This window comes from Peribacillus sp. NPDC097295 (genome assembly GCF_044761665.1).
GTDB lineage: Bacteria > Bacillota > Bacilli > Bacillales > DSM-1321 > Peribacillus.
Window position 1 is genome coordinate 381,020 of the sequence record NZ_JBIWCW010000004.1, and the last position, 19,825, is coordinate 400,844.

General features: G+C 41.3%; 20 protein-coding genes. 1 reads left to right on the forward strand and 19 read right to left on the reverse strand.

Annotated features, from left to right (window positions below):
• Positions 1-23 precede the first annotated feature (23 nt).
• The 11 genes from ACIQXN_RS10525 to rpsU all read right to left on the reverse strand — a co-directional run bounded on the left by ACIQXN_RS10525 (position 24) and on the right by rpsU (position 9,522).
• Entirely contained in the window at positions 24-404 is a 381-nt protein-coding gene (locus ACIQXN_RS10525; protein WP_402965968.1) for a diacylglycerol kinase family protein, read from the reverse strand.
• The gene (gene ybeY / locus ACIQXN_RS10530) at positions 382-858 is read right to left on the reverse strand and encodes an rRNA maturation RNase YbeY (RefSeq protein ID WP_402965971.1); all 477 of its coding nucleotides are present in this window, start codon (positions 856-858) and stop codon (positions 382-384) included. The genes ACIQXN_RS10525 and ybeY overlap by 23 nt, the downstream gene beginning before the upstream one ends.
• Positions 855-3,005 carry an HD family phosphohydrolase gene (locus tag ACIQXN_RS10535; protein WP_402965974.1) on the reverse strand — a complete coding sequence of 717 codons (2,151 nt, stop codon included), beginning with the start codon at positions 3,003-3,005 and terminating at the stop codon, positions 855-857. Before ACIQXN_RS10535 ends, ybeY begins: the two co-directional genes overlap by 4 nt.
• 177 nt (positions 3,006-3,182) lie before the next feature.
• A complete protein-coding gene (locus tag ACIQXN_RS10540) occupies positions 3,183-4,145 on the reverse strand; it encodes a PhoH family protein (protein WP_402965977.1) in 963 nt (320 codons plus the stop codon).
• A gap of 3 nt (positions 4,146-4,148) precedes the next feature.
• Positions 4,149-5,336, reverse strand: coding sequence for a sporulation protein YqfD (yqfD, locus tag ACIQXN_RS10545; protein ID WP_402965980.1), 1,188 nt, complete (start codon positions 5,334-5,336; stop codon positions 4,149-4,151).
• Between the two features lie 15 nt (positions 5,337-5,351).
• Positions 5,352-5,636 (reverse strand): sporulation protein YqfC, encoded by a 285-nt coding sequence (yqfC, locus tag ACIQXN_RS10550; protein ID WP_402965983.1) that lies wholly within the window; start codon positions 5,634-5,636, stop codon positions 5,352-5,354.
• Positions 5,637-5,758: 122 nt separating this feature from the next.
• A complete protein-coding gene (locus tag ACIQXN_RS10555; protein WP_402965986.1) occupies positions 5,759-6,259 on the reverse strand; it encodes a hypothetical protein in 501 nt (166 codons plus the stop codon).
• 22 nt (positions 6,260-6,281) lie between these two features.
• The gene (floA, locus tag ACIQXN_RS10560; RefSeq protein WP_402966112.1) at positions 6,282-7,259 is read right to left on the reverse strand and encodes a flotillin-like protein FloA; all 978 of its coding nucleotides are present in this window, start codon (positions 7,257-7,259) and stop codon (positions 6,282-6,284) included.
• Positions 7,260-7,301: 42 nt separating this feature from the next.
• Positions 7,302-8,624, reverse strand: coding sequence for an NfeD family protein (locus ACIQXN_RS10565; RefSeq protein ID WP_402965989.1), 1,323 nt, complete (start codon positions 8,622-8,624; stop codon positions 7,302-7,304).
• A gap of 266 nt (positions 8,625-8,890) precedes the next feature.
• Positions 8,891-9,334: a GatB/YqeY domain-containing protein gene (locus ACIQXN_RS10570; RefSeq protein ID WP_402965992.1), complete on the reverse strand. Its 444-nt coding sequence runs from the start codon at positions 9,332-9,334 to the stop codon at positions 8,891-8,893.
• 14 nt (positions 9,335-9,348) lie between these two features.
• The gene (rpsU, locus tag ACIQXN_RS10575) at positions 9,349-9,522 is read right to left on the reverse strand and encodes a 30S ribosomal protein S21 (protein WP_028391853.1); all 174 of its coding nucleotides are present in this window, start codon (positions 9,520-9,522) and stop codon (positions 9,349-9,351) included.
• Between the two features lie 221 nt (positions 9,523-9,743).
• Between rpsU and ACIQXN_RS10580 the strand changes: the two genes are divergently transcribed.
• Entirely contained in the window at positions 9,744-10,685 is a 942-nt protein-coding gene (locus ACIQXN_RS10580) for a Na/Pi symporter (RefSeq protein WP_402965995.1), read from the forward strand.
• A 17-nt stretch (positions 10,686-10,702) separates the two neighbouring features.
• On the opposite strand, the gene deoC is transcribed toward ACIQXN_RS10580, so the two are convergent.
• The 8 genes from deoC to hrcA form a co-directional block, all read right to left on the reverse strand.
• Positions 10,703-11,371 carry a deoxyribose-phosphate aldolase gene (gene deoC / locus ACIQXN_RS10585; RefSeq protein ID WP_402965998.1) on the reverse strand — a complete coding sequence of 223 codons (669 nt, stop codon included), beginning with the start codon at positions 11,369-11,371 and terminating at the stop codon, positions 10,703-10,705.
• A 149-nt stretch (positions 11,372-11,520) separates the two neighbouring features.
• The gene (gene mtaB, locus ACIQXN_RS10590; RefSeq protein ID WP_402966001.1) at positions 11,521-12,858 is read right to left on the reverse strand and encodes a tRNA (N(6)-L-threonylcarbamoyladenosine(37)-C(2))-methylthiotransferase MtaB; all 1,338 of its coding nucleotides are present in this window, start codon (positions 12,856-12,858) and stop codon (positions 11,521-11,523) included.
• Positions 12,859-12,864: 6 nt separating this feature from the next.
• Positions 12,865-13,617 carry a 16S rRNA (uracil(1498)-N(3))-methyltransferase gene (locus tag ACIQXN_RS10595; protein WP_402966004.1) on the reverse strand — a complete coding sequence of 251 codons (753 nt, stop codon included), beginning with the start codon at positions 13,615-13,617 and terminating at the stop codon, positions 12,865-12,867.
• Between the two features lie 145 nt (positions 13,618-13,762).
• Positions 13,763-14,704: a 50S ribosomal protein L11 methyltransferase gene (gene prmA / locus ACIQXN_RS10600; protein WP_402966007.1), complete on the reverse strand. Its 942-nt coding sequence runs from the start codon at positions 14,702-14,704 to the stop codon at positions 13,763-13,765.
• Between the two features lie 36 nt (positions 14,705-14,740).
• Complete coding sequence (dnaJ, locus tag ACIQXN_RS10605; protein WP_402966010.1) at positions 14,741-15,862, reverse strand: molecular chaperone DnaJ; 1,122 nt, start codon at positions 15,860-15,862, stop codon at positions 14,741-14,743.
• Positions 15,863-16,132: 270 nt separating this feature from the next.
• Complete coding sequence (gene dnaK, locus ACIQXN_RS10610) at positions 16,133-17,956, reverse strand: molecular chaperone DnaK (protein ID WP_402966012.1); 1,824 nt, start codon at positions 17,954-17,956, stop codon at positions 16,133-16,135.
• Between the two features lie 38 nt (positions 17,957-17,994).
• On the reverse strand, positions 17,995-18,591 hold the full coding sequence (gene grpE, locus ACIQXN_RS10615) for a nucleotide exchange factor GrpE (protein WP_402966114.1): 597 nt from the start codon (positions 18,589-18,591) through the stop codon (positions 17,995-17,997).
• 93 nt (positions 18,592-18,684) lie between these two features.
• A complete protein-coding gene (gene hrcA / locus ACIQXN_RS10620; RefSeq protein WP_402966014.1) occupies positions 18,685-19,713 on the reverse strand; it encodes a heat-inducible transcriptional repressor HrcA in 1,029 nt (342 codons plus the stop codon).
• Positions 19,714-19,825: the final 112 nt, after the last annotated feature.

The following is a 19,825-nucleotide window of genomic DNA, read 5'->3' on the forward strand; positions in this document are numbered from 1 at the left end:
CTCCTCTATTGGATGAAAAAAACTTACAAAATAGCCATTTTCGGTAAAAAAATGATCAGTCCAACTATTATAGAAAATATAGCATATATGAATACAGCCCCCGCTGCAATATCTTTTGCCTGTTTGGCAAGAGGATGGATTTGATCGGTCACCAAATCCACAACACGTTCAATTGCAGAATTCACTAGCTCTAATGCAATCGTACCAGCAATTGCCGCCAAAATAAACAACCATTCGATCCCGTCCAGCGAATAATGCCAGCCAAAGAACACGACAACTAGCATTACCACGAAATGTATTTGAATGTTCCGTTCAGTCCGCAACGCTTCCAAAATCCCCTGGCAAGCAAATGAAAAGCTTTTAATGAGTGGATATTTTGGTTTATCCTTCTCTCGAGAGGCCATATTCTCCCAATATCTCCTTTTGTCTAGAAAACATCACTTTTTCATCTTCCTCAGTCATATGGTCATAGCCTAACAAATGAAGAAAACCATGTAAGGCTAAAAAGCCAAGTTCACGATCAAAAGAATGACCATATTCCTCGGCCTGCTCTTTTGTCCGTTCAATTGAAATAATAATATCACCAAGCATGCGAGGCATTTCCGCCCCAATAATTTCGACTTCTTCCTCGCCCATTTCTTCCAGTGCAAAAGAAATGACATCCGTAGCCGAATCCTTATTACGATATTCTTTGTTAATCTCTTGAATCCGTTTATTGTCTACAAAAGTGACGGAGAGTTCCGTCCCCTCTTCGATTTTTTCTTTTTTCGCCGCAAATTGCAAAATGCTTTCAACAAGCTGCTGACCATTTTCCGTTACTTCATTCGTTTCATCCATTAAATCCATTGTTAAAATCATTTTTTCACCTTCTGTCCTAATTTATCCATGTCAGGATACTCAATCCTTGAGTGGAAGATACCATTCAGCGATTCACAAAGAGAATGCTTTACGATACTCAATTCTCTCATAGTAATGTCACATTCATCAAATTGTCCGTCTTGAATCCGGTCACTGATGATGAAACTTACCAGTTCTTCAATCTTCTCGGGTGTAGGGTGTTTCATCGACCTTACTGCTGCCTCTACACTATCAGCAATGCCGATGACGGCCACTTCCTTCATTTTCGCCATTGGACCTGGGTACCGGTAATCCACTTCACGGGTCGCTTCATCTTCCTTGCACGCTTTGTGATAGAAAAATTTCAATAAAGTCGTTCCATGATGTTGTTCCGCAATATCCACAATTTCTTTCGGGAACTTATGACTGCGAAGCATCTCCCCGCCATCCACGGCATGTGCAACGATAATGTCCTTGCTCGTTTCAGGCTGCAGCTTATCATGCGGATTTTCTTCATTCAGCTGATTCTCGATGAAGAAATGTGGCCGCTTTGTCTTGCCTATATCGTGATAATAAGAACCGACCCTTGCAAGCAAACCATTCGATCCAATGGCTTCACATGCCGATTCCGCTAGATTGGCCACCATTACACTATGATGATAAGTTCCAGGCGCTTCAATCAAGATTTTCCTCAAGAGAGGATGATTTGGATTCGACAGTTCAATCAGCTTTATTGACGATAAAATCCCAAAGCCAGATTCAAAAAACGGAAGCAATCCCATCGTTAATACAGCTGATCCAAGCCCAGATCCAATCGCTGCGGCTGCATGGTATAAATATTCTATTTTTGTATAGTGTCCATCCATAATAAAAATAAGCGAATATACAAAAGCGATATTAATGAATGACATCATTAGCCCAGCTATCAGAACTTTTGATTTAAAATTAGAGCGCGATAATATAATGATGGCCATCAAACCGCTAAAGATGATATATAACCCCATCGAGAAGTCAAGATTCCCTGGCGTATCGCCATTAAATATTATCGTACCATAAGAACCTAACAAAATTGTCATTCCCACAGCCAATTTATCATTTAATAATATCTTGATAAGCATGGCCGCCATGGCCGCCGGGAAAATATATTCCAAATTTGTATCTTTAAGTTCAGCAATGATGCTGACCGTTTTCATCGTCGCCATGGCAAAAATGAAAACTAAGCTGAAAATCAATAAGTGATTGTACTTATTATCTCTCTTCGATATGGAATAGTAAAAGAAGTAATAAAAAGCCGTAAACGTTAAAAGGATGTATAGGAAAAGGCCCACATAGGGATATATGGTAGACTCGGTACTTAAAAATCCAGCCAATTCAAGCTGCCTGTACACATCTCGGTCCACTAACTGATTTTCCTCAACGATAATCTGCCCCTGTAAGATCCTGATAGGCTCCACGCTCTCAACTGCTTTTCGACGTTGTTCCTCCGTTTTGTCTTTATCAAAAAATACATTCTGAATGATGGCAGAGCGTGCGAGTGATGTAGAGACCTTTTTCATATCACTATTTATGCTCATATAACTCAGTTCATCTACCACTTTCTTCTTGGCATTCTCGACATCATTGGCTGAAATTCTATCACTCATCACGTTATTTACAGCCGTGATAGTTGAGTCCCTGGCAATTTCCAGCTCGTCTTCCTCTGCTTGTACCAATGCAAGGAAAACAGATTCCTCAATGCTTTTATTGACTTCCTCCGTCAATTTTTCTTTCAATATGGATACCTTTTGACCATCCGTCTTGTTGATATCTTTTTTACTGCCTTTATTAGGATCTGTTTCTTTTTTCACCTCAATCGCTGAATCAAATATGGAAGAAATCAGATCGACCTTATTTTTTGCATATTCTTTTTTTAAGGTATAAACATCTGCCACCTGTTTAGACATCTCTTCTTTTTCTTTTGCAGTCTTATATGTATCTTCTATAGTCTTGGTGGATCGGATTGTCTGTTCTGCAGGCTTAAAAAGTTCCACTTGGACTTTTTCAGGCTTTACATTGGACAGCATCAACACGTATGCAAACAAACCAAGTATGATAAACAAAAGCACTTGAAAAAAACGATGGACCAATAGGCCTTTTATTTTAGTGAAAAAATTTTGGGTTCGATTCAAAGAAGGTCCTCCTAAAAAATGATGTTAAACTCTAGATATGTAAAATCATAACAGTTTTCCCCTTACTTTTCACCATTGTTATGACGAAACACCCATACATTACCGTAAATTCTCCCTTTAATCGAATGGGGCTACTAACCGCCATGAAAAAATCCGCCATTCAATGGCGGATTTCACTTATTCCTTTGCCTGTTCATATGCTGTAATGATTTTGGCAACAAGCGGGTGCCTTACTACATCACTCTGTTCAAAGTAAACAAAGGAAAGACCTTTGACATTTTTGAGGATTTCCTCAACCCGGACCAAACCTGACTTCATCCCTTTAGGAAGGTCGATTTGGGTACGGTCTCCCGTAATGACCATTTTGGAACCAAACCCAAGCCTCGTTAAAAACATCTTCATTTGGGCTTCGGTCGTATTCTGGGCCTCATCCAAAATCACAAAGGCATCCTCAAGCGTACGTCCCCTCATATAGGCCAAGGGAGCGATTTCTATCGTCCCACGTTCAATCATCCTTTGAGTCTGTTCCATCCCGAGGAGGTCATGCAGGGCGTCATATAGCGGGCGTAAGTACGGATCCACCTTTTCCTTTAAGTCTCCCGGCAAGAAACCCAAGCTTTCGCCAGCCTCCACGGCAGGCCTGGTCAAGATGATCCGTTTGACCTGTCCATTTTTTAAAGCATTGATCGCCATCACTACAGCAAGATAGGTTTTCCCTGTCCCAGCTGGCCCGATTCCAAATACTAAGTCGAGTTTTTTGATCGCCTGGATATAGTATCGTTGACCGATCGTTTTAACTTTAATGGATTTACCTTTAGCCGTCTTAGCAATTTCTTCTTCATATAAATCTCCGAAATATTCCAAAGTCCCCTTATGCGCCAATTCGATGGCATAGAGAACATCCCTTGAACTTATCGTGGTCCCCTTCCTGATGACCGCCAATAATGCTTTGAGGATTTCCTCACCCATCTTCACCCGTTCTAGTTCCCCGGCAAGGCTGATACCTTCCCCACGGGTGATGACCGATATGCCTAGCTCGTCTTCGAGCACTTTTACATTCGAATCTCCATTGCCTAACAAGGCGACCGCTTCGTTAGGTGATTCAATTTCCAACTTAATAACCTTCACTTCATCTGCCATTCGCTAGTCTCCTTGAATGATTGGTTGTCCTACAGCTATATCTTCAATAACTTGGTAATGTATAGATAATTTCACTTTACCATTCTCCATGCTTTCATGTAAAATTTTTTCCCCTACAATTTCATCATCTTCATCAAGGTGCTTGCGTAAATCCGCTCTCGCCATTTTCTTTCCTTCTCTTATAGCTTCATCCTTCGTATAACTCCGGACAATATCATCCTTGCTCCTTAATGTCTCGACTTTATAGGAAAGAGGCAGTTCCCATTGCAAAAAGTGAAACGGCCTGTCTGTTGTCTCTTTTACCTGTTTTTTGTATCCTGGATCTTTGAATCCCCAAATGGGTAAAGATAAGTCACTTACTTTTACATAATGTTTACTTTTTTCATTTCCATTGTAAACGGAGAACTTTGTTTTTAAGGGGACTTCCACTCTGGCCTTGTACCATATTTGTCCCCTTATTTTCCCTTGTGCCGAAACGATTTCAGGTTTATCTTCTTTTCCAATCTGTCCTGAAACAAGAAGTTGCCCTTTGCTTACATAATCATTTACCTTCACTTTAGGTTGTCCTTTTTCTACGAAAATTTCCGTAATGATTGCTTTTTTTGAAGCCACCAGATTTTGTGGAGATGTTTTCTCGATTTCCTTTGGTTGACGTTTTTCAACAACACGGAAATGGTATGTCGTCCCTTTCAGCTCTACGCCGACCCACGTCAAGGCACTTATGCGATCAGAAAGCTTTCGCTGAATCGTATCCACATCATCTACTAGGAATTGCATTTTCCCGATTTTTACACCCATCCTGTCCAACTCTTTACGGATAGCATGTTCGGTTTCTGGTTTCGCATCCTTCACTTCTATGCCCCAAACCATATTGGAAAGCACAAAAATGCAAATAAGGAAGGCAATTAAACCTACTAAGAATCCGCTGTTCTTCATTACCCGCTTCATGAGAAACGGGATTCCCTTCCCTTGAAGAAATTTCACTTTGCAATCGCTTTTGCGCAGGACCTGACGTAACTTTGAAATTTCCCTGAAATCCATGTGAAAAATCAGGGATTCACTGCCGACACGCTTCACATCCCAGATATGAAGCCCTCTCCTTGTCAACATATTAATCAGTCTTTCCGTTCCTTTTCCATACGCCTTCACCTTTACATAGCCTGTATAATAGTTTGTCCACTGGTTTTTCATGGATACCTCCCGGCTTCATTCATTGATAAAATAAACCTTGTCAATTTTGCCCTCTAACATGATTTCCTCCGGCAATATGGTCTTGATGACAAAGCCATTCCCCTTTATTAGCAGCTGCCCATTCTTCAGCATTAATCTCACTTCGCTGTCAGTAAAAGCTAATAAGCCACGATGATTTTCAATATATATATGTAATTGTCCGATCATTGTAATTCGCGGCAGGTCCATCATGACATCTTGTGGAAGGTCCATCGTCTTGGTCATAAGCTGTTTCACTTTTTTTCCCCAATTATGAGCCATAAAAAAGAACCCCCTTTCATCTCAATGTATGAAATGAAAGGGGGTTCTAGCACCAAAATATGAAGGTGCAAATGCTATTTTTTCATGTGTATCAAAACGCATTGATACATCAGGCATCCGAATTATCTCCTTGAACTTTGCAAACTGCGCTTAGCCCGTGGAGGTCCGAGTACCTCAGACATAATAATTCCGTCAATCAACTGTTTTTTAGTAAAGGAAGGACCTTTATGATAAACAGGGCTGCTATTATCAGATATGGCTGAGGTAATTTGATCTGCTTTCGCTTTTTGTTCCACACGCTCATGTTCATATTTCTGCTGTAGCCGTCGTAGTTCCGCAATCCTTTTATCAGCTTGAGCTTTCGTCTCATCGACAATCTCAGCTGATTGAACGATATGCTTTTCAACTTTCTTGACAGATGCCGGCAAAGACGTTTTCCGCTGTTCCTTTTGGGGAACCTCACCTTGAAGCTCCTGCATGACATCCTGCCACCTCTTTTTCGGCGGAGTGTTAGGATTGTTTTGTTGCGACTGTTTCTTTCTGCCTAACATAGATGTCACGACACCAATCAAGATAATAAGAAGGTATGGATTATTGAGAAAGAATTGAATGAGATCTCCCATTTAAAGACCTCCCTTCTGGGAATTAATTATTATCTTTGTCCTTTGGGTTATCTGATAACTTACTGATGGAATCACGCATATCCGTGTCCGCTGTAATGTTTTGGATATTCATATAATCCATTACCCCGATATTCCCGCTTTTCAATGCATCTGCCATAGCAAGTGGTACTTCCGCTTCTGATTCAACAACCTTCGCTCTCATTTCCTGAACACGGGCCACCATTTCCTGTTCCAAGGCTACAGCCATGGCACGGCGTTCTTCCGCTTTTGCCTGGGCGATTTTCTTATCCGCTTCTGCCTGGTCCGTCTGCAAGATCGCTCCGATATTCTTCCCGATGTCCACATCAGCAATATCAATCGATAGAATTTCAAAGGCCGTTCCCGAATCCAGACCTTTTGATAAAACAGTTCTCGAAATTAAGTCCGGATTTTCAAGTACATCTGTATGTCTTTTAGAAGCACCGATTGTAGAAACAATCCCTTCACCTACACGCGCAATGATCGTTTCCTCACCAGCACCACCGACTAAACGTTCGATATTGGCACGAACCGTGATTCTCGCTTTTGCCTGCACTTCAATCCCATTCATCGCTACACCGGAGATGAATGGCGTTTCGATTACTTTAGGGTTAACACTCATTTGAACTGCTTCTAGCACATCCCGTCCCGCAAGATCGATGGCTGCCCCTCTTTCAAATGGCAATGCGATATTGGCACGTTCTGCAGCAATCAGTGCGTTGACGACACGGTCAACGTTTCCTCCTGCAAGATAATGACTTTCCAATTGATTCGTCGAAACATTGATTCCAGCTTTATGAGCTTTGATAAGCGGATTGACGACCCTACTTGGTATAACTCGACGAAGCCTCATCCCTACTAAAGTAAATATACTGATTTTGACTCCAGCCGCTAAAGCCGATATCCATAACATAACTGGCACGAAAGTAAAAAATACTGATAAGACGATGATGGCTGCAATTACAGCCAATACGATAATTATTGTTCCTGAAGTTATCACCTAAACATTCACCCTTCCTAATACTTAATTTGTCTCCATAATTTGCCTAACGACAATTCTCGAGCCTTCCGCTTTCACGACTTTGATTAACGTCCCTTTGGAAATAAAACTTCCTTCGGTCACAACGTCAATTCGTTCATCATTTATTAATGCGGTTCCAGATGGCCTTAAGTCTGTTATAGCCTTTCCTTCAGCACCTAATAAATCCAATCGATTTGGAGAACTAACATATCCCTGCTCAGTTTTTGTTGCGTCGGTTAAGATCATTTTTTTAAAAAATTTCATTTGTTTACCAAGCACCTTTACAAGTAGGATAGAAACCAAAATGGATGCGGTAATTGCAATTAACAAGGAAATCGTCATATGAACCGGATCTTCTGAAGCGAGAAATAAACTGCCTATAATAGCGGTTAAGCCAAATACGCCAATAATGCCCCCTGGGAGAAATAATTCCATGATAACCAGGATAACTCCTACGATGAATAACGCTAACGATTCATAGCCGGTAATGCCCGCGACCCAATGACCATAAAAAAACAACACGAGACTGGTGAGCCCGATAAAGCCCGCTATACCAAAACCAGGTGTAAATAGCTCCACCACGATTCCGATGCCTGCTATCGTTAACAAGATAGGAATCACAAGGGGGTTAGTCAGAAATCGGGCTAATTGCTCCGGAAAACTTTCCTCTATCGAACGAATGTCAGCGTCCTCTACCCCAAGTATACTATACAACTCAGTTTGCCCTGAGACTGTCCCTTCACTGTAACCAGCCTTTTTGGCCTGATCAGCAGTGAATGTTAGTAGCTTACCTGTTTCGGCTCCGTATTTCGGAAGATCGATAGTCTCATCTGCCATGGCTTGTGCATAAATGGGATCACGCCCGTTTTGTTCCGCAGCCGTTTTCATAGCAGCCAGCCAATACGACTCCGCTTTCTTTCCTGCTGCATTTCCCGATGAATCAATGACCGCGGCCGATCCCATGGTAGCGCTAGGAACCATATAAATTTCATCGGCACTTAACGAAATATAGGCACCCGCGGATAACGCCCGGTTATTGACGTAGGCCACTGTTTTCACTGGCGAATTAGACAATAACTTGGCTATCTCCCCTGCAGCGTCTACGGCCCCACCGGGGGTATTCACTTCAAAAATCACAAGATCCGCGTCATTCTCTTCGGCTATTGACAATGCTCTCTCCAAAAAAGCCGCCAAACCCTTTTCCACGGTTTTTTCAATTGGGACCTGGTAAACAATCTTCTCCTTTGCAGAAGCACCCGGTGCCAAGAAAGACACGGTAAGCAGTAATCCGAATAAGAGAACAGATAAATCACGCCCTATTTTCAACGGAACGCCTCCTTTCCTGTACGTAACGCAAGCTCGCCTACCCATTACCTTAAGGAACCCTTCAATTTCACTCATCGGTCTACCTTAATATAGTCACTTACTTAGTTAATACGTATATATAAGAAAAAGGTTTCATTAAAAATGCAATAAATTTTATATCGAGCCAGCTGTCTTCTCTTTACTGATTACTATACGCATAAAAAGTGTGTCATACTCCTTTAAATACACAAAAACCACAGGCTAATGCCTGCGGTTAGGTTTCGAGTTTATGATAGATGTTGTAATACTAATTTGTTTACTAGAGAACCATCTGCTTTGCCTTTAACTTTAGGCATTAAAGCTCCCATAACTCTCCCCATATCTGCTTTGGATGTTGCATGGACTTCTTCAATCGTTGCTTTAACGATTTCAGAAATCCCTTCTTCTGATAGTTGCTCAGGCATATATGCCTCTACGTATCCCAATTCGGTGCGGACTTTATCCACGAGATCGGAACGACCTGCGTTTTCAAACTCCTGGAGGGAGTCTTTGCGTTGTTTTAATTCGCGAGAGAGCACTGTCAATTCTTCATCATCTGTTAAATCTTGTCTCTGTTTTAGGGCTTCGTTTTGAAGCGAAGCTTTCAACATACGAATAACAGATAGTTTGTCCTTTTCCTTGTTCTTCATCGCTTGTTTCATATCATTATTTAAACGCTCGAGAAGACTCATCTTTCCACCCTCTCTTAGAATTTACGTTTTCTTGCAGCTTCAGACTTTTTCTTACGTTTTACGCTTGGCTTTTCATAAAATTCACGCTTCCTAGCTTCCTGAAGCGATCCTGCTTTAGATACAGTACGTTTGAAACGACGAAGAGCATCTTCAAGCGATTCGTTTTTACGAACGACGGTTTTAGACATCTCTTTCCCTCCCTCCGAAAACAACACACTAACTCAAGTTGTCAACATGTTATACATGTACTAAACAATTATAATATATCATCTTTGACAGGTCAACCAATAAAACGAAACTTATTTCAAAAATTATTATTGTATGAGCATTTTTTTCTAATTCAAACTTAAAGCCTTTTTATAGCATGTCTATCTCTTAGGGACCATAAACTGATTAGGAGGTGACGATCATGTACGAGCTATTTTTGTTTCTATTATTCATCACATTATTTTTAGTGGGTATGGCCGTTTTGCGTATCGGCTTATTCAATCTGTCAGGAGCTAAATTAAAAACATTTCTCTCTAAGGTAACCGATAAGCCTTGGAAAGGTTTTTTTGCCGGTACCATTTTTACAGGGATTCTCCAGAGTAGTTCTGCAGTCATGGTCATGACGGTGGGTCTCGTTTCCGCCGGCAGTTTATCCTTTCCACAGACGATAGGCATCATTTTAGGAACGAATATCGGTTCGACCTTTACTGCTGAATTCATGACCGTTTCATTGGACCGCTGGATCATTCCAGGAGTCTTATGCGGTACAGCTCTTTGCTTTATGCCCAAAATCGCATTAAAAAGCGCCGGAATGTCCCTTATAGGCATCTCTGCCATTTTCGCGGCGATGAGCGGCTTTAAGATGCTCTCCAAACCCATCGCTGCCTATCCGTCCGTTCATCATGTAATCAGTGCCATAGAAAACCATCTTAGTTATGCTTTGTTGGCTGGTATCCTGTTAACGGCGCTGATTCACTCGAGCTCCGCGACCATCGGAATCGCCATGAGTTTTTTAATGAGTGGGGAGCTAACCGTCGCTTCGGCCATCATCATGATGCTCGGCTCCAATATCGGTACGTGCATCACAGGCTATATGGCTAGCATCGGTTCAGGTAAACAAGCTGCCTTTACAGCATATGCACATATATGGCTGAATGTGATCGGTGTGGCTGCCTTCCTTCCTCTTGTGGATGTTCTAGAACGAACCGCTGCCTTTTTCACTGAAAATAAAGCGACCCAGCTTGCACATGCAAGTGTCATTTTCAACATTACCACTTCTTTGATCGTATTACCCTTTGCCCGCCAATTCTCCAACTTCATTTTATTGATCCATCGTCCACAAAAAAATAAGCCACATTCCTAAGAATGCGGCAATGATAATTAATAATCTGAATCAGCCGTTAAGCCTTTTACAATCGATACACCGGCACTCGCACCAATTCTAGATGCACCCGCTTCAACGATCTTCTCAGCATCACTCGTGTTACGAACTCCACCTGATGCTTTAACACCGATGTCCGGTCCAACAGTTTTTCTCATTAGGGCTACATCTTCCACTGTCGCCCCGCCAGTTGAAAATCCTGTCGATGTTTTTACGAAATCAGTTCCCGCTTTGACAGCTATTTCACAAGCACGAACTTTTTCTTCTTCTGACAATAAAGATGTTTCGATAATGACTTTTGATAGGGCCTTGCCAGTTGCCGCTGCGACAACTGCACGAATGTCCCGTTCAACCAATTCATCATCCTTGTCCTTTAATGCACCGATGTTGATGACCATATCAACTTCATGAGCTCCGTTGCTGATGGCATCTTTTGTTTCAAAAGCTTTCGTTTCAGGAGTAGAGGCACCTAAAGGGAAACCTATTACTGTACAAACCTTCACCTCTGAACCTTTCAATAACTCACTTGCATACTTAACCCAAGTCGGGTTAACGCATACTGATGCGAAATTGTACTCTCTCGCTTCTTCACATAAAACTTTTATTTGTTCTTTCGTTGCGTCCGCTTTTAATAAAGTGTGATCGATTAAACCTGCTACATTTTTCATTTAATAATCCTCCTCAATAATCAAGTAACTAGTTGTCCGTACCTCTCATGATACCATAATAATTTTAAAATGACGATATATATAAACTATACCCTTAAGTCCATTTAAAACTCTATAAAACGAAAAAAAGACAGCGAAAAAACGCTGTCTTAAAGATTAGCTGCTTGCTGTAGTTCGATATCATTCAGAATAGTAACAAATTGTCCTTCACTATGCGGATATCCAGATTTTGTAATCTTGACTTTAACAATCTCACCGACCATTTCCTCAGTAGCCGGGAAGATAACCTTCATATAATTATCGGAGTAACCCTCATAAAGCCCATTTTCCAATGGTGTTTCAGGAATCACTTCCAGGACTTGTCCTTCGAACTGGGAAGCATACTCTTTTGCAAGCTGATCGGATAACGCAATCAGGCGATGTACACGTTCATTTTTCACATCTTCATCCACTTGGTCATCCATCCGTGCTGCTGGGGTACCTGTACGTTTTGAATAGGGGAAGACATGCAGTTCGGAAAATTTATATTTCTTGATGAAATTATATGTCTCCATGAATTCCTCTTCGGTTTCTCCTGGAAAGCCTACAATCACATCAGATGTAACCGCAAGGCCAGGAAGCGCAACCTTTAACTTTTCGATTCGATCTCCGAAGAAATCCATCGTGTATTTACGTCTCATCCGTTTTAGCACCGTATCGGATCCAGATTGAATCGGAATATGCAAATGTCGTACGACTTTTTTCGACTTCGTAAGCACTTCAATGATTTCATCTGTAATTTGACTGGCTTCAATGGAAGATATACGGATCCGTTTAAGTCCTTCGACCTTTTCCAAATCGCGTAAAAGCATCGCCAAATTATAGTCCTTCAGGTCGTCCCCGTATCCGCCAGTATGAATACCAGTCAATACGAGTTCTTTATAACCTGCTTCGACAAGCTGCTCTGCTTGATGGATGACTTCCTTAGGATCACGAGACCGCATTAAACCACGTGCCCATGGAATGATACAGAAAGTACAGAAATTGTTACAGCCTTCCTGAATCTTTAAAGAGGCTCGAGTTCGGTCGGTAAACGCCGGCACATCCAACTCTTCGTAGATACGGTTTTTCATAATGTTCCCGACTGCATTGATTGGCTCGCGTTCCACCTTGAATTGCTCGATGTATGCAAGCAGTTTTCCCCGATCTTGTGTACCTACCACAATATCTACACCAGGGATTGCCATGATTTCAGCAGGCGACGTCTGGGCGTAACAACCTGTGACTGCAATGACGGCATTGGGATTTTTACGGATAGCACGACGGATGACCTGGCGACTTTTTTTATCGCCCGTATTCGTTACCGTACACGTATTGATGACATATACATCCGATGTGTTTTCAAATTCAACACGATCATATCCTTCTGTTTTAAATAATTGCCAAATAGCTTCTGTTTCATAATGGTTTACTTTACAGCCTAATGTATGGAAAGCGACCGTTGCCATTTTTCATCACCTCAAAAGTTCTACATGATAAGAAACAGCGGAAAGTGCATATAAAGGTGCTGTTTCAGTTCTTAATATTCTAGGTCCAAGTCCGCATGCAACAAAACCGGAAGATGTTAATTTCTCAATTTCCTTTTCCGCTAAGCCCCCTTCAGGACCAAAAACGAAAAGGATAGATTGTCCCGAAGTGATGTCTTTCAACACCGATGCAAGCACGGAAGTTTCACCGCGCTTTGCCTCTTCTTCAAAAGCGATTAATGTATGATCGTATTCGGAAGCAATCCCTATAAGTTGATCGACAGTCATCGGTTCGGTCACAATAGGAACGACTGTACGATGAGACTGCTCGGCCGCTTCCTTAGAAATCTTTTGGAGTCTTTCTAGCTTCTTGCCGACCTTTTTGTGGTCCCATTTTACCACCGAACGAGCCGCAATAAAAGGGATAAACTTAAGAGCACCTAATTCCGTCCCTTTTTGAACGATATACTCCAGCTTATCCCCTTTAGGCAGACCGCTCGCTATCGTCACCTGGATGGGCAGTTCTTTTTCTTCATTCTTCCATTCTAAAACGTTTCCTATAACTGTATCATTCGTAATTTCAGAGATTTCCGTGACCGCAATCAAACCATTGCCTTTTACAGTCAGGATTCGCTCTCCTGGTTCCATTCTCATGACTCTTGAGATATGGTGGAAATCATCACCTGTAATCGTCACGGTTTGATCCTGAAAAGCTTTTTCATTCAGAAAATATCGTTGCACAGTGTCACCTACTCCATCTAATCTAAAAAACTCATGACGCCAGAATTAAAGGACTTCTCCTCTTGGCTCACTGCCTTACAAGGTTTACCCGTAAAAAAAGGTACTCTGATTATCAATCGATAAAATAATCAGAGTAACTCTTCAATTAATCGTTTCTTTTAGCAATGAAAGCTATCCAATCTTCCATCTGGATGGTTTCCACAATGCTGAAACCAGACTCGATGATTGCAGCCTTTACATCTTGTTTTTTAGGTTGAATGATTCCAGAGGCAATGAAATGCCCACCAGGTTTCACTATTTTGGCAACATCGTCTGTAAAGCGCATAATCACTTCAGCCAAAATATTGGCCACGACGACATCCGCTTGTTCATCCACTCCGTCCAACAAGTTACCTTGCGAGACCGAAACCTTTTCCTGGACTTGGTTCAGTTCAACATTTTGGATGGCAGACTGAACAGCTACTTCATCCAAGTCAAGTGCCTGAACTCTTTTTGCATCCAACAAAGCCGCTGCAATGCTCAAGACTCCAGAACCTGTTCCTACATCAACCACAAGGTCTCCTGGCACAATGGTACGTTCAAGTGCTTGGATACACATAACGGTCGTCGGATGGGTACCAGTCCCGAAGGCCATGCCTGGATCTAATTCGATGATCAATTCATCACTGCTCACTGGCACATATTCTTCCCAAGTAGGAACAATGGTGAATCGCTCAGAAATCTTGACTGGATTATAGTATTTTTTCCAAGCCGTTGCCCATTCTTCCTCATTCACTTCACTAATTGAAACAATGTTTTTACCAAGATCAATTTCATATTGGAGAAGATTATTGATTGATTCCTTAATAGCATCAACGGTTTCACCTAGAAAGCTGTTAACAGGCAAGTATGCCTTAATCAATACACCTTCGTCCGGATAATCATCTGGGTTCAGATGGTAGATTTCGCCGAAGACATTTTCACGTTCTTTGACTAATTCAAGAGGATCCTCAATGACAACTCCGCTTGCACCTGCCTCATGAAGGATATTTGAAACAGGTTCAACCGCTTCATTTGTTGTATGGATTGCAAATTCAGACCACTTCATAACCTACCAACTCCCAATTTGTTCTTTTACTTTTAATCATCTATCTTTAAAAGCACGCTTTACCTTTGAGAAAAAGCCATCTTCTTGTTCATCAATACCTGATTGACCACTGATTTCATTGAACTCACGAAGTAGCTCTTTTTGTTTTTCCGTTAATTTCTTCGGAGTGACCACTAATACGATGACATGCTGATCGCCTTGGCCATATCCTCTTACATTCGGAACACCTTTTCCTTTCAAACGGAAACGCGTACCCGTTTGTGTACCTGCAGGAATTTTCAATTTAACTTTGCCGTGCAGTGTTGGCACTTCAATTTCGTCCCCTAGGGCAGATTGGGTGAATGTAATCGGCATCTCACAATAAATATCATCGCCATCCCGTTCAAAGAATTCATGGGTGCGAACATGGAATACTACGTAGAGATCTCCAGATGGACCGCCATTGATCCCAGGTTCCCCTTGACCGGTTACACGTAGCTGCTGACCGTCATCAATTCCAGCCGGGACTTTGACTTGAATCTTTTTGCGTTTTTGAACTTTCCCTTCACCTTTACATGTTGAACATTTGTGTGGAATGATCTTTCCTGTCCCTTGACAATGGTGACATGCTCTGCGATTTACGATACGCCCGAATGCTGTATTTTGTTCCACATTTAATTGACCCGTGCCATGACAATGTGAACAGTTCTCGACTTTTGTACCAGGCTTGGCACCTGACCCTTTACACGTATCACAGTTCTCTTCACGAGGGATCTCAATTTCGGTATCCTTCCCGAACGCTGCTTCTTCAAAAGTAAGTGTCATCGTATATTGTAAATCGGCTCCTTGACGAGGTGCATTAGGATCTCTTCTGCGACCTCCGCCACCAAAGAAACTACTGAAAATATCTTCGAATCCGCCGAAACCACCAAAGTCTTGACCGCCACCAAAGCCTTGATTTGGATCTGTATGTCCGAATTGATCATAATGGGCTTTTTTCTGCTCATCACTTAATACTTCGTAAGCTTCCTTAATTTCTTTGAATTTATCTGCAGCATCGTCTGCTTTATTAATATCAGGATGATATTGTTTGGAGAGCTTTCGATACGCTTTCTTGATTTCTTCCTTCGAAGCACTCTTCGAAAGGCCTAATACCTCATAATAATCGCGTTTACTCATATCTAAATCCACTCCCGATTCGATTCACATAAAGATTATATTATCACTGTAAGAAGATAATAATCAACTAGAAAAACATAAACAGTGCGAACACTTTACTGTATGGATGAAGAATATCCCATCCACCTGCTATTTTTTCTTTCTAATTTCATCATTTCTAAGAATAGTTCCATGCATTGTAAAAAAAGCCAAAGCCAAGATAACCTGACTTTGACTTTTCTACAATCAGGCAGCCTTACACTGCCCATTTATTTTAGCTTCCCGGAGGGGTTACTTTTTATTTTTATCTTCTTCATTCACTTCTGTGAATTCAGCATCAACGACGTTATCATCTTGAGCTTCGGCTTCACCGGCACCTTCTTGAGCTGCTTGTTGAGCTTTAGCTGCTTCTTCATAAAGCTTCATAGTCAAAGCTTGAACGATTTCATTCAAAGCGTCTTTTTTCGTACGGATTTCTTCAAGCTCATTTTTCTCGATTGCTGCTTTCAGTTCATCCTTCGCTTCATTTGCTTTAGTTACTTCCGCTTCGTCTACTTTACCTTCTAGATCTTTAAGCGTTTTTTCTGTTTGGAAGACAAGTTGATCAGCTTCATTGCGAAGTTCAACCTCTTCTTTACGTTGTTTATCCGCTTCAGCATTCTCTTCTGCTTCACGTACCATACGATCGATTTCTTCATCAGATAGACCTGAAGATGATTTGATTGTGATGGCTTGCTCTTTGTTTGTGCCTAAATCTTTTGCACGAACATTAACAATACCGTTTTTATCAATATCAAATGTTACTTCAACTTGTGGAATTCCACGTGGAGCTGGTGGAATATCGCTCAATTGGAAACGGCCAAGCGTTTTATTATCCGCTGACATTGGACGTTCACCTTGAAGAACGTGGATATCCACAGCTGTTGAGAACACTTGAGATTTACTTGTTGGGATCGTTGTATTACGGTCGATTAATTTAGTGAATACGCCGCCCATTGTTTCAATACCAAGTGAAAGTGGAGTTACGTCTAATAGAACTACGTCTTTAACGTCTCCAGTTAACACGCCACCTTGAATCGCAGCACCCATTGCTACTACTTCATCAGGGTTAACGCCTTTGCTTGGTTCTTGACCGATTTCCTTTTTGATTGCTTCGACGACTGCAGGAATACGAGTAGATCCACCAACAAGGATGACTTTATCGATTTCTGAAGCTGAAAGACCAGCATCTTTCAATGCTTGACGAGTAGGTCCCATTGTACGTTCAACAAGGCTTGATGAAAGCTCATCAAATTTCGCTCTAGTCATCGTTACGTCAAGGTGAAGTGGGCCAGCATCGCCAGCAGTGATGAATGGTAATGAAATTTGAGTTGAAGTTACACCTGAAAGGTCTTTTTTCGCTTTTTCAGCTGCATCTTTCAAACGTTGAACAGCCATTTTGTCTTTAGAAAGATCAATGCCATTCTCTTTTTTGAAGGCTTCAACTAAATAATCAATGATTACTTGGTCGAAGTCATCTCCACCTAGGCGGTTGTCGCCAGCTGTAGAACGAACTTCGAATACGCCGTCTCCAAGTTCCATGATGGATACGTCAAATGTACCGCCACCAAGGTCGAAAACAAGGATTGTTTGGTCTTCATCCGTTTTATCCAAGCCGTAAGCAAGTGCAGCAGCTGTAGGTTCATTGATAATACGCTCAACTTCAAGACCAGCAATTTGACCAGCATCTTTAGTTGCTTGACGTTCTGCATCATTGAAGTAAGCAGGTACAGTGATAACCGCTTTTGTTACTTCTTCGCCAAGATATTCTTCTGCATATGATTTCAAGTATTGAAGGATGATTGCAGAAACTTCCTGCGGTGAATATTCTTTTCCTTCGATTACTTCTTTATGGTTAGTACCCATATGACGTTTAATGGAAATGATTGTGTTAGGGTTCGTAATTGCTTGGCGTTTTGCCACTTCCCCTACTTGACGCTCTCCATTTTTGAATGCCACTACAGATGGTGTTGTGCGGTTTCCTTCTGGATTCGGGATAACTTTTGGTTCCCCGCCTTCAAGTACAGATACGCAAGAGTTTGTAGTACCTAAGTCAATACCAATAATTTTGCTCATGTTACACTACCTCCCAATATTTATATGTAATGATTTCTTTATTCGTTTACCTTTACCATGGCCGGACGAATCACTCGGTCTTTAAGAAGATATCCTTTTTGGAATTCTTCCACAACGATGTTCGAACCAAAGTTTTCATCTTGGACTTGCATGACCGCTTGGTGTAAATGCGGATCGAATTCTTCACCGACAGAACTAATCGGTTCGATACCTTCTTTCGACAATGCATCAACAATGCCTTTATGGACCATTTCTAGTCCTTGAAGAAGGGATTTCGTCTGCTCATTATCCGCTTCGATTTTGGTCGCTCTTTCAAGATTATCAAGAGCCTCTACCAAATTTCCAGCTATGCTTTGCACTCTATATTTTTGAGCCGCTTCCATATCAAGCTTTGCACGGCGTCTTGAATTATCAAAATCAGCTTGCAAACGAAGATAACGGTTATCCATTTCTTCGATTTTAGCTTCTAGTTCTTGAATTTTTTCTTGAGCTACCTGTAGCTCATCTTTTTCTACTGGAGTTTCCTCCTCTGTTTCTTCCGATGGATTCACTTCTTCAGCGAATACCGCTTCCTCAGTGCTTTCCTCGATTGTTTCATTGTTTAATGTTTGTTCATTGTTTTTATTTTCCACAATCTCACCTCCCCTAAAGGATTATACAATTTATGCTTAAGTAATAGGTTTGGGGGTGGTAACCATTGTACCGCCACCTTACTATTACCTTGGCTCCTATTTTTGATACAGCTTTGTCATCAGTGTCGTTAAATCTTTCGAGAAAAAAGAAAGAAGACTGATGACTCTCGAATATTCCATTCTTGTTGGGCCTAAAATGGCTAACGTGCCCACTTGTTCCTGCCCGATTGAATACGTCGCTGTAATCAAACTACAGTCTTCGAGAACCGTATTTTGATTTTCACGGCCAATCTTGACATGAATGCCAGCTGGGTTCTTTGTAATGAGATCATAAAATCCTTGTTCCTGCTCAATCATGGATAAAAGAGTGCTGACTTTTGCAATGTCGTGGAACTCCGGCTGCTTCAGAATATTCGTTTTCCCGCCGAAAAATATTTTTTCCGGTTTGGTATCCGTCAGTGTGTCCGCGAGAACGGAAACGATCGATCCATAATTTTGAATGTGACTGCTCAATAAAACTGCCACTTCCTTATAGATCTTATCCTTCAGTTCGACAAGCGGTACATCAACTAACCTGGCATTTAAAATGTTTACCACTTTCTCAATTTCGTTGATGTCGAAAGAGAGGGGCAGGGATATCATTCGATTTTCCACATGACCTGTGTCAGTGATGATGATCGCTATTGCCGTTTCAGGACTCAATGGAATGATCTGAATTTTTTTAAGCTTATGTTCATTGACTTTCGGGCCAAGAACGATTGCCGTATAATTCGTCAGTTCAGAGAGTATCTTGGCTGACTTCTGGACAATCTTTTCCAGTTCATATATTCGCTCAACAAAAACGGATTTCAACAATTTCATTTCATTCTTTTTTGGAGCCTGAGGAGAAAGTAAATGATCCACATAATATCTATACCCTTTTTCAGAAGGAACTCTACCTGAAGATGTATGGGTTTTTTCTAAAAAACCGAGCTCTTCAAGATCAGACATTTCATTGCGAATAGTGGCCGAGCTGAACGTAATTTCATCTTTTTTCGACAAGCTTCGTGATCCGACTGGCTGGGCTGAATGGATAAAATCCTCGATTATCACTTGAAGAATCAATAATTGACGATCAGTTAGCATGTATGATCACCTCTGTTAGCACTCTGTCTTATTGAGTGCTAATATACTAATAAATTATCAAATGACGCTTATGATGTCAATAATGAAAACCGCTAATTTATTGTTTATAAGA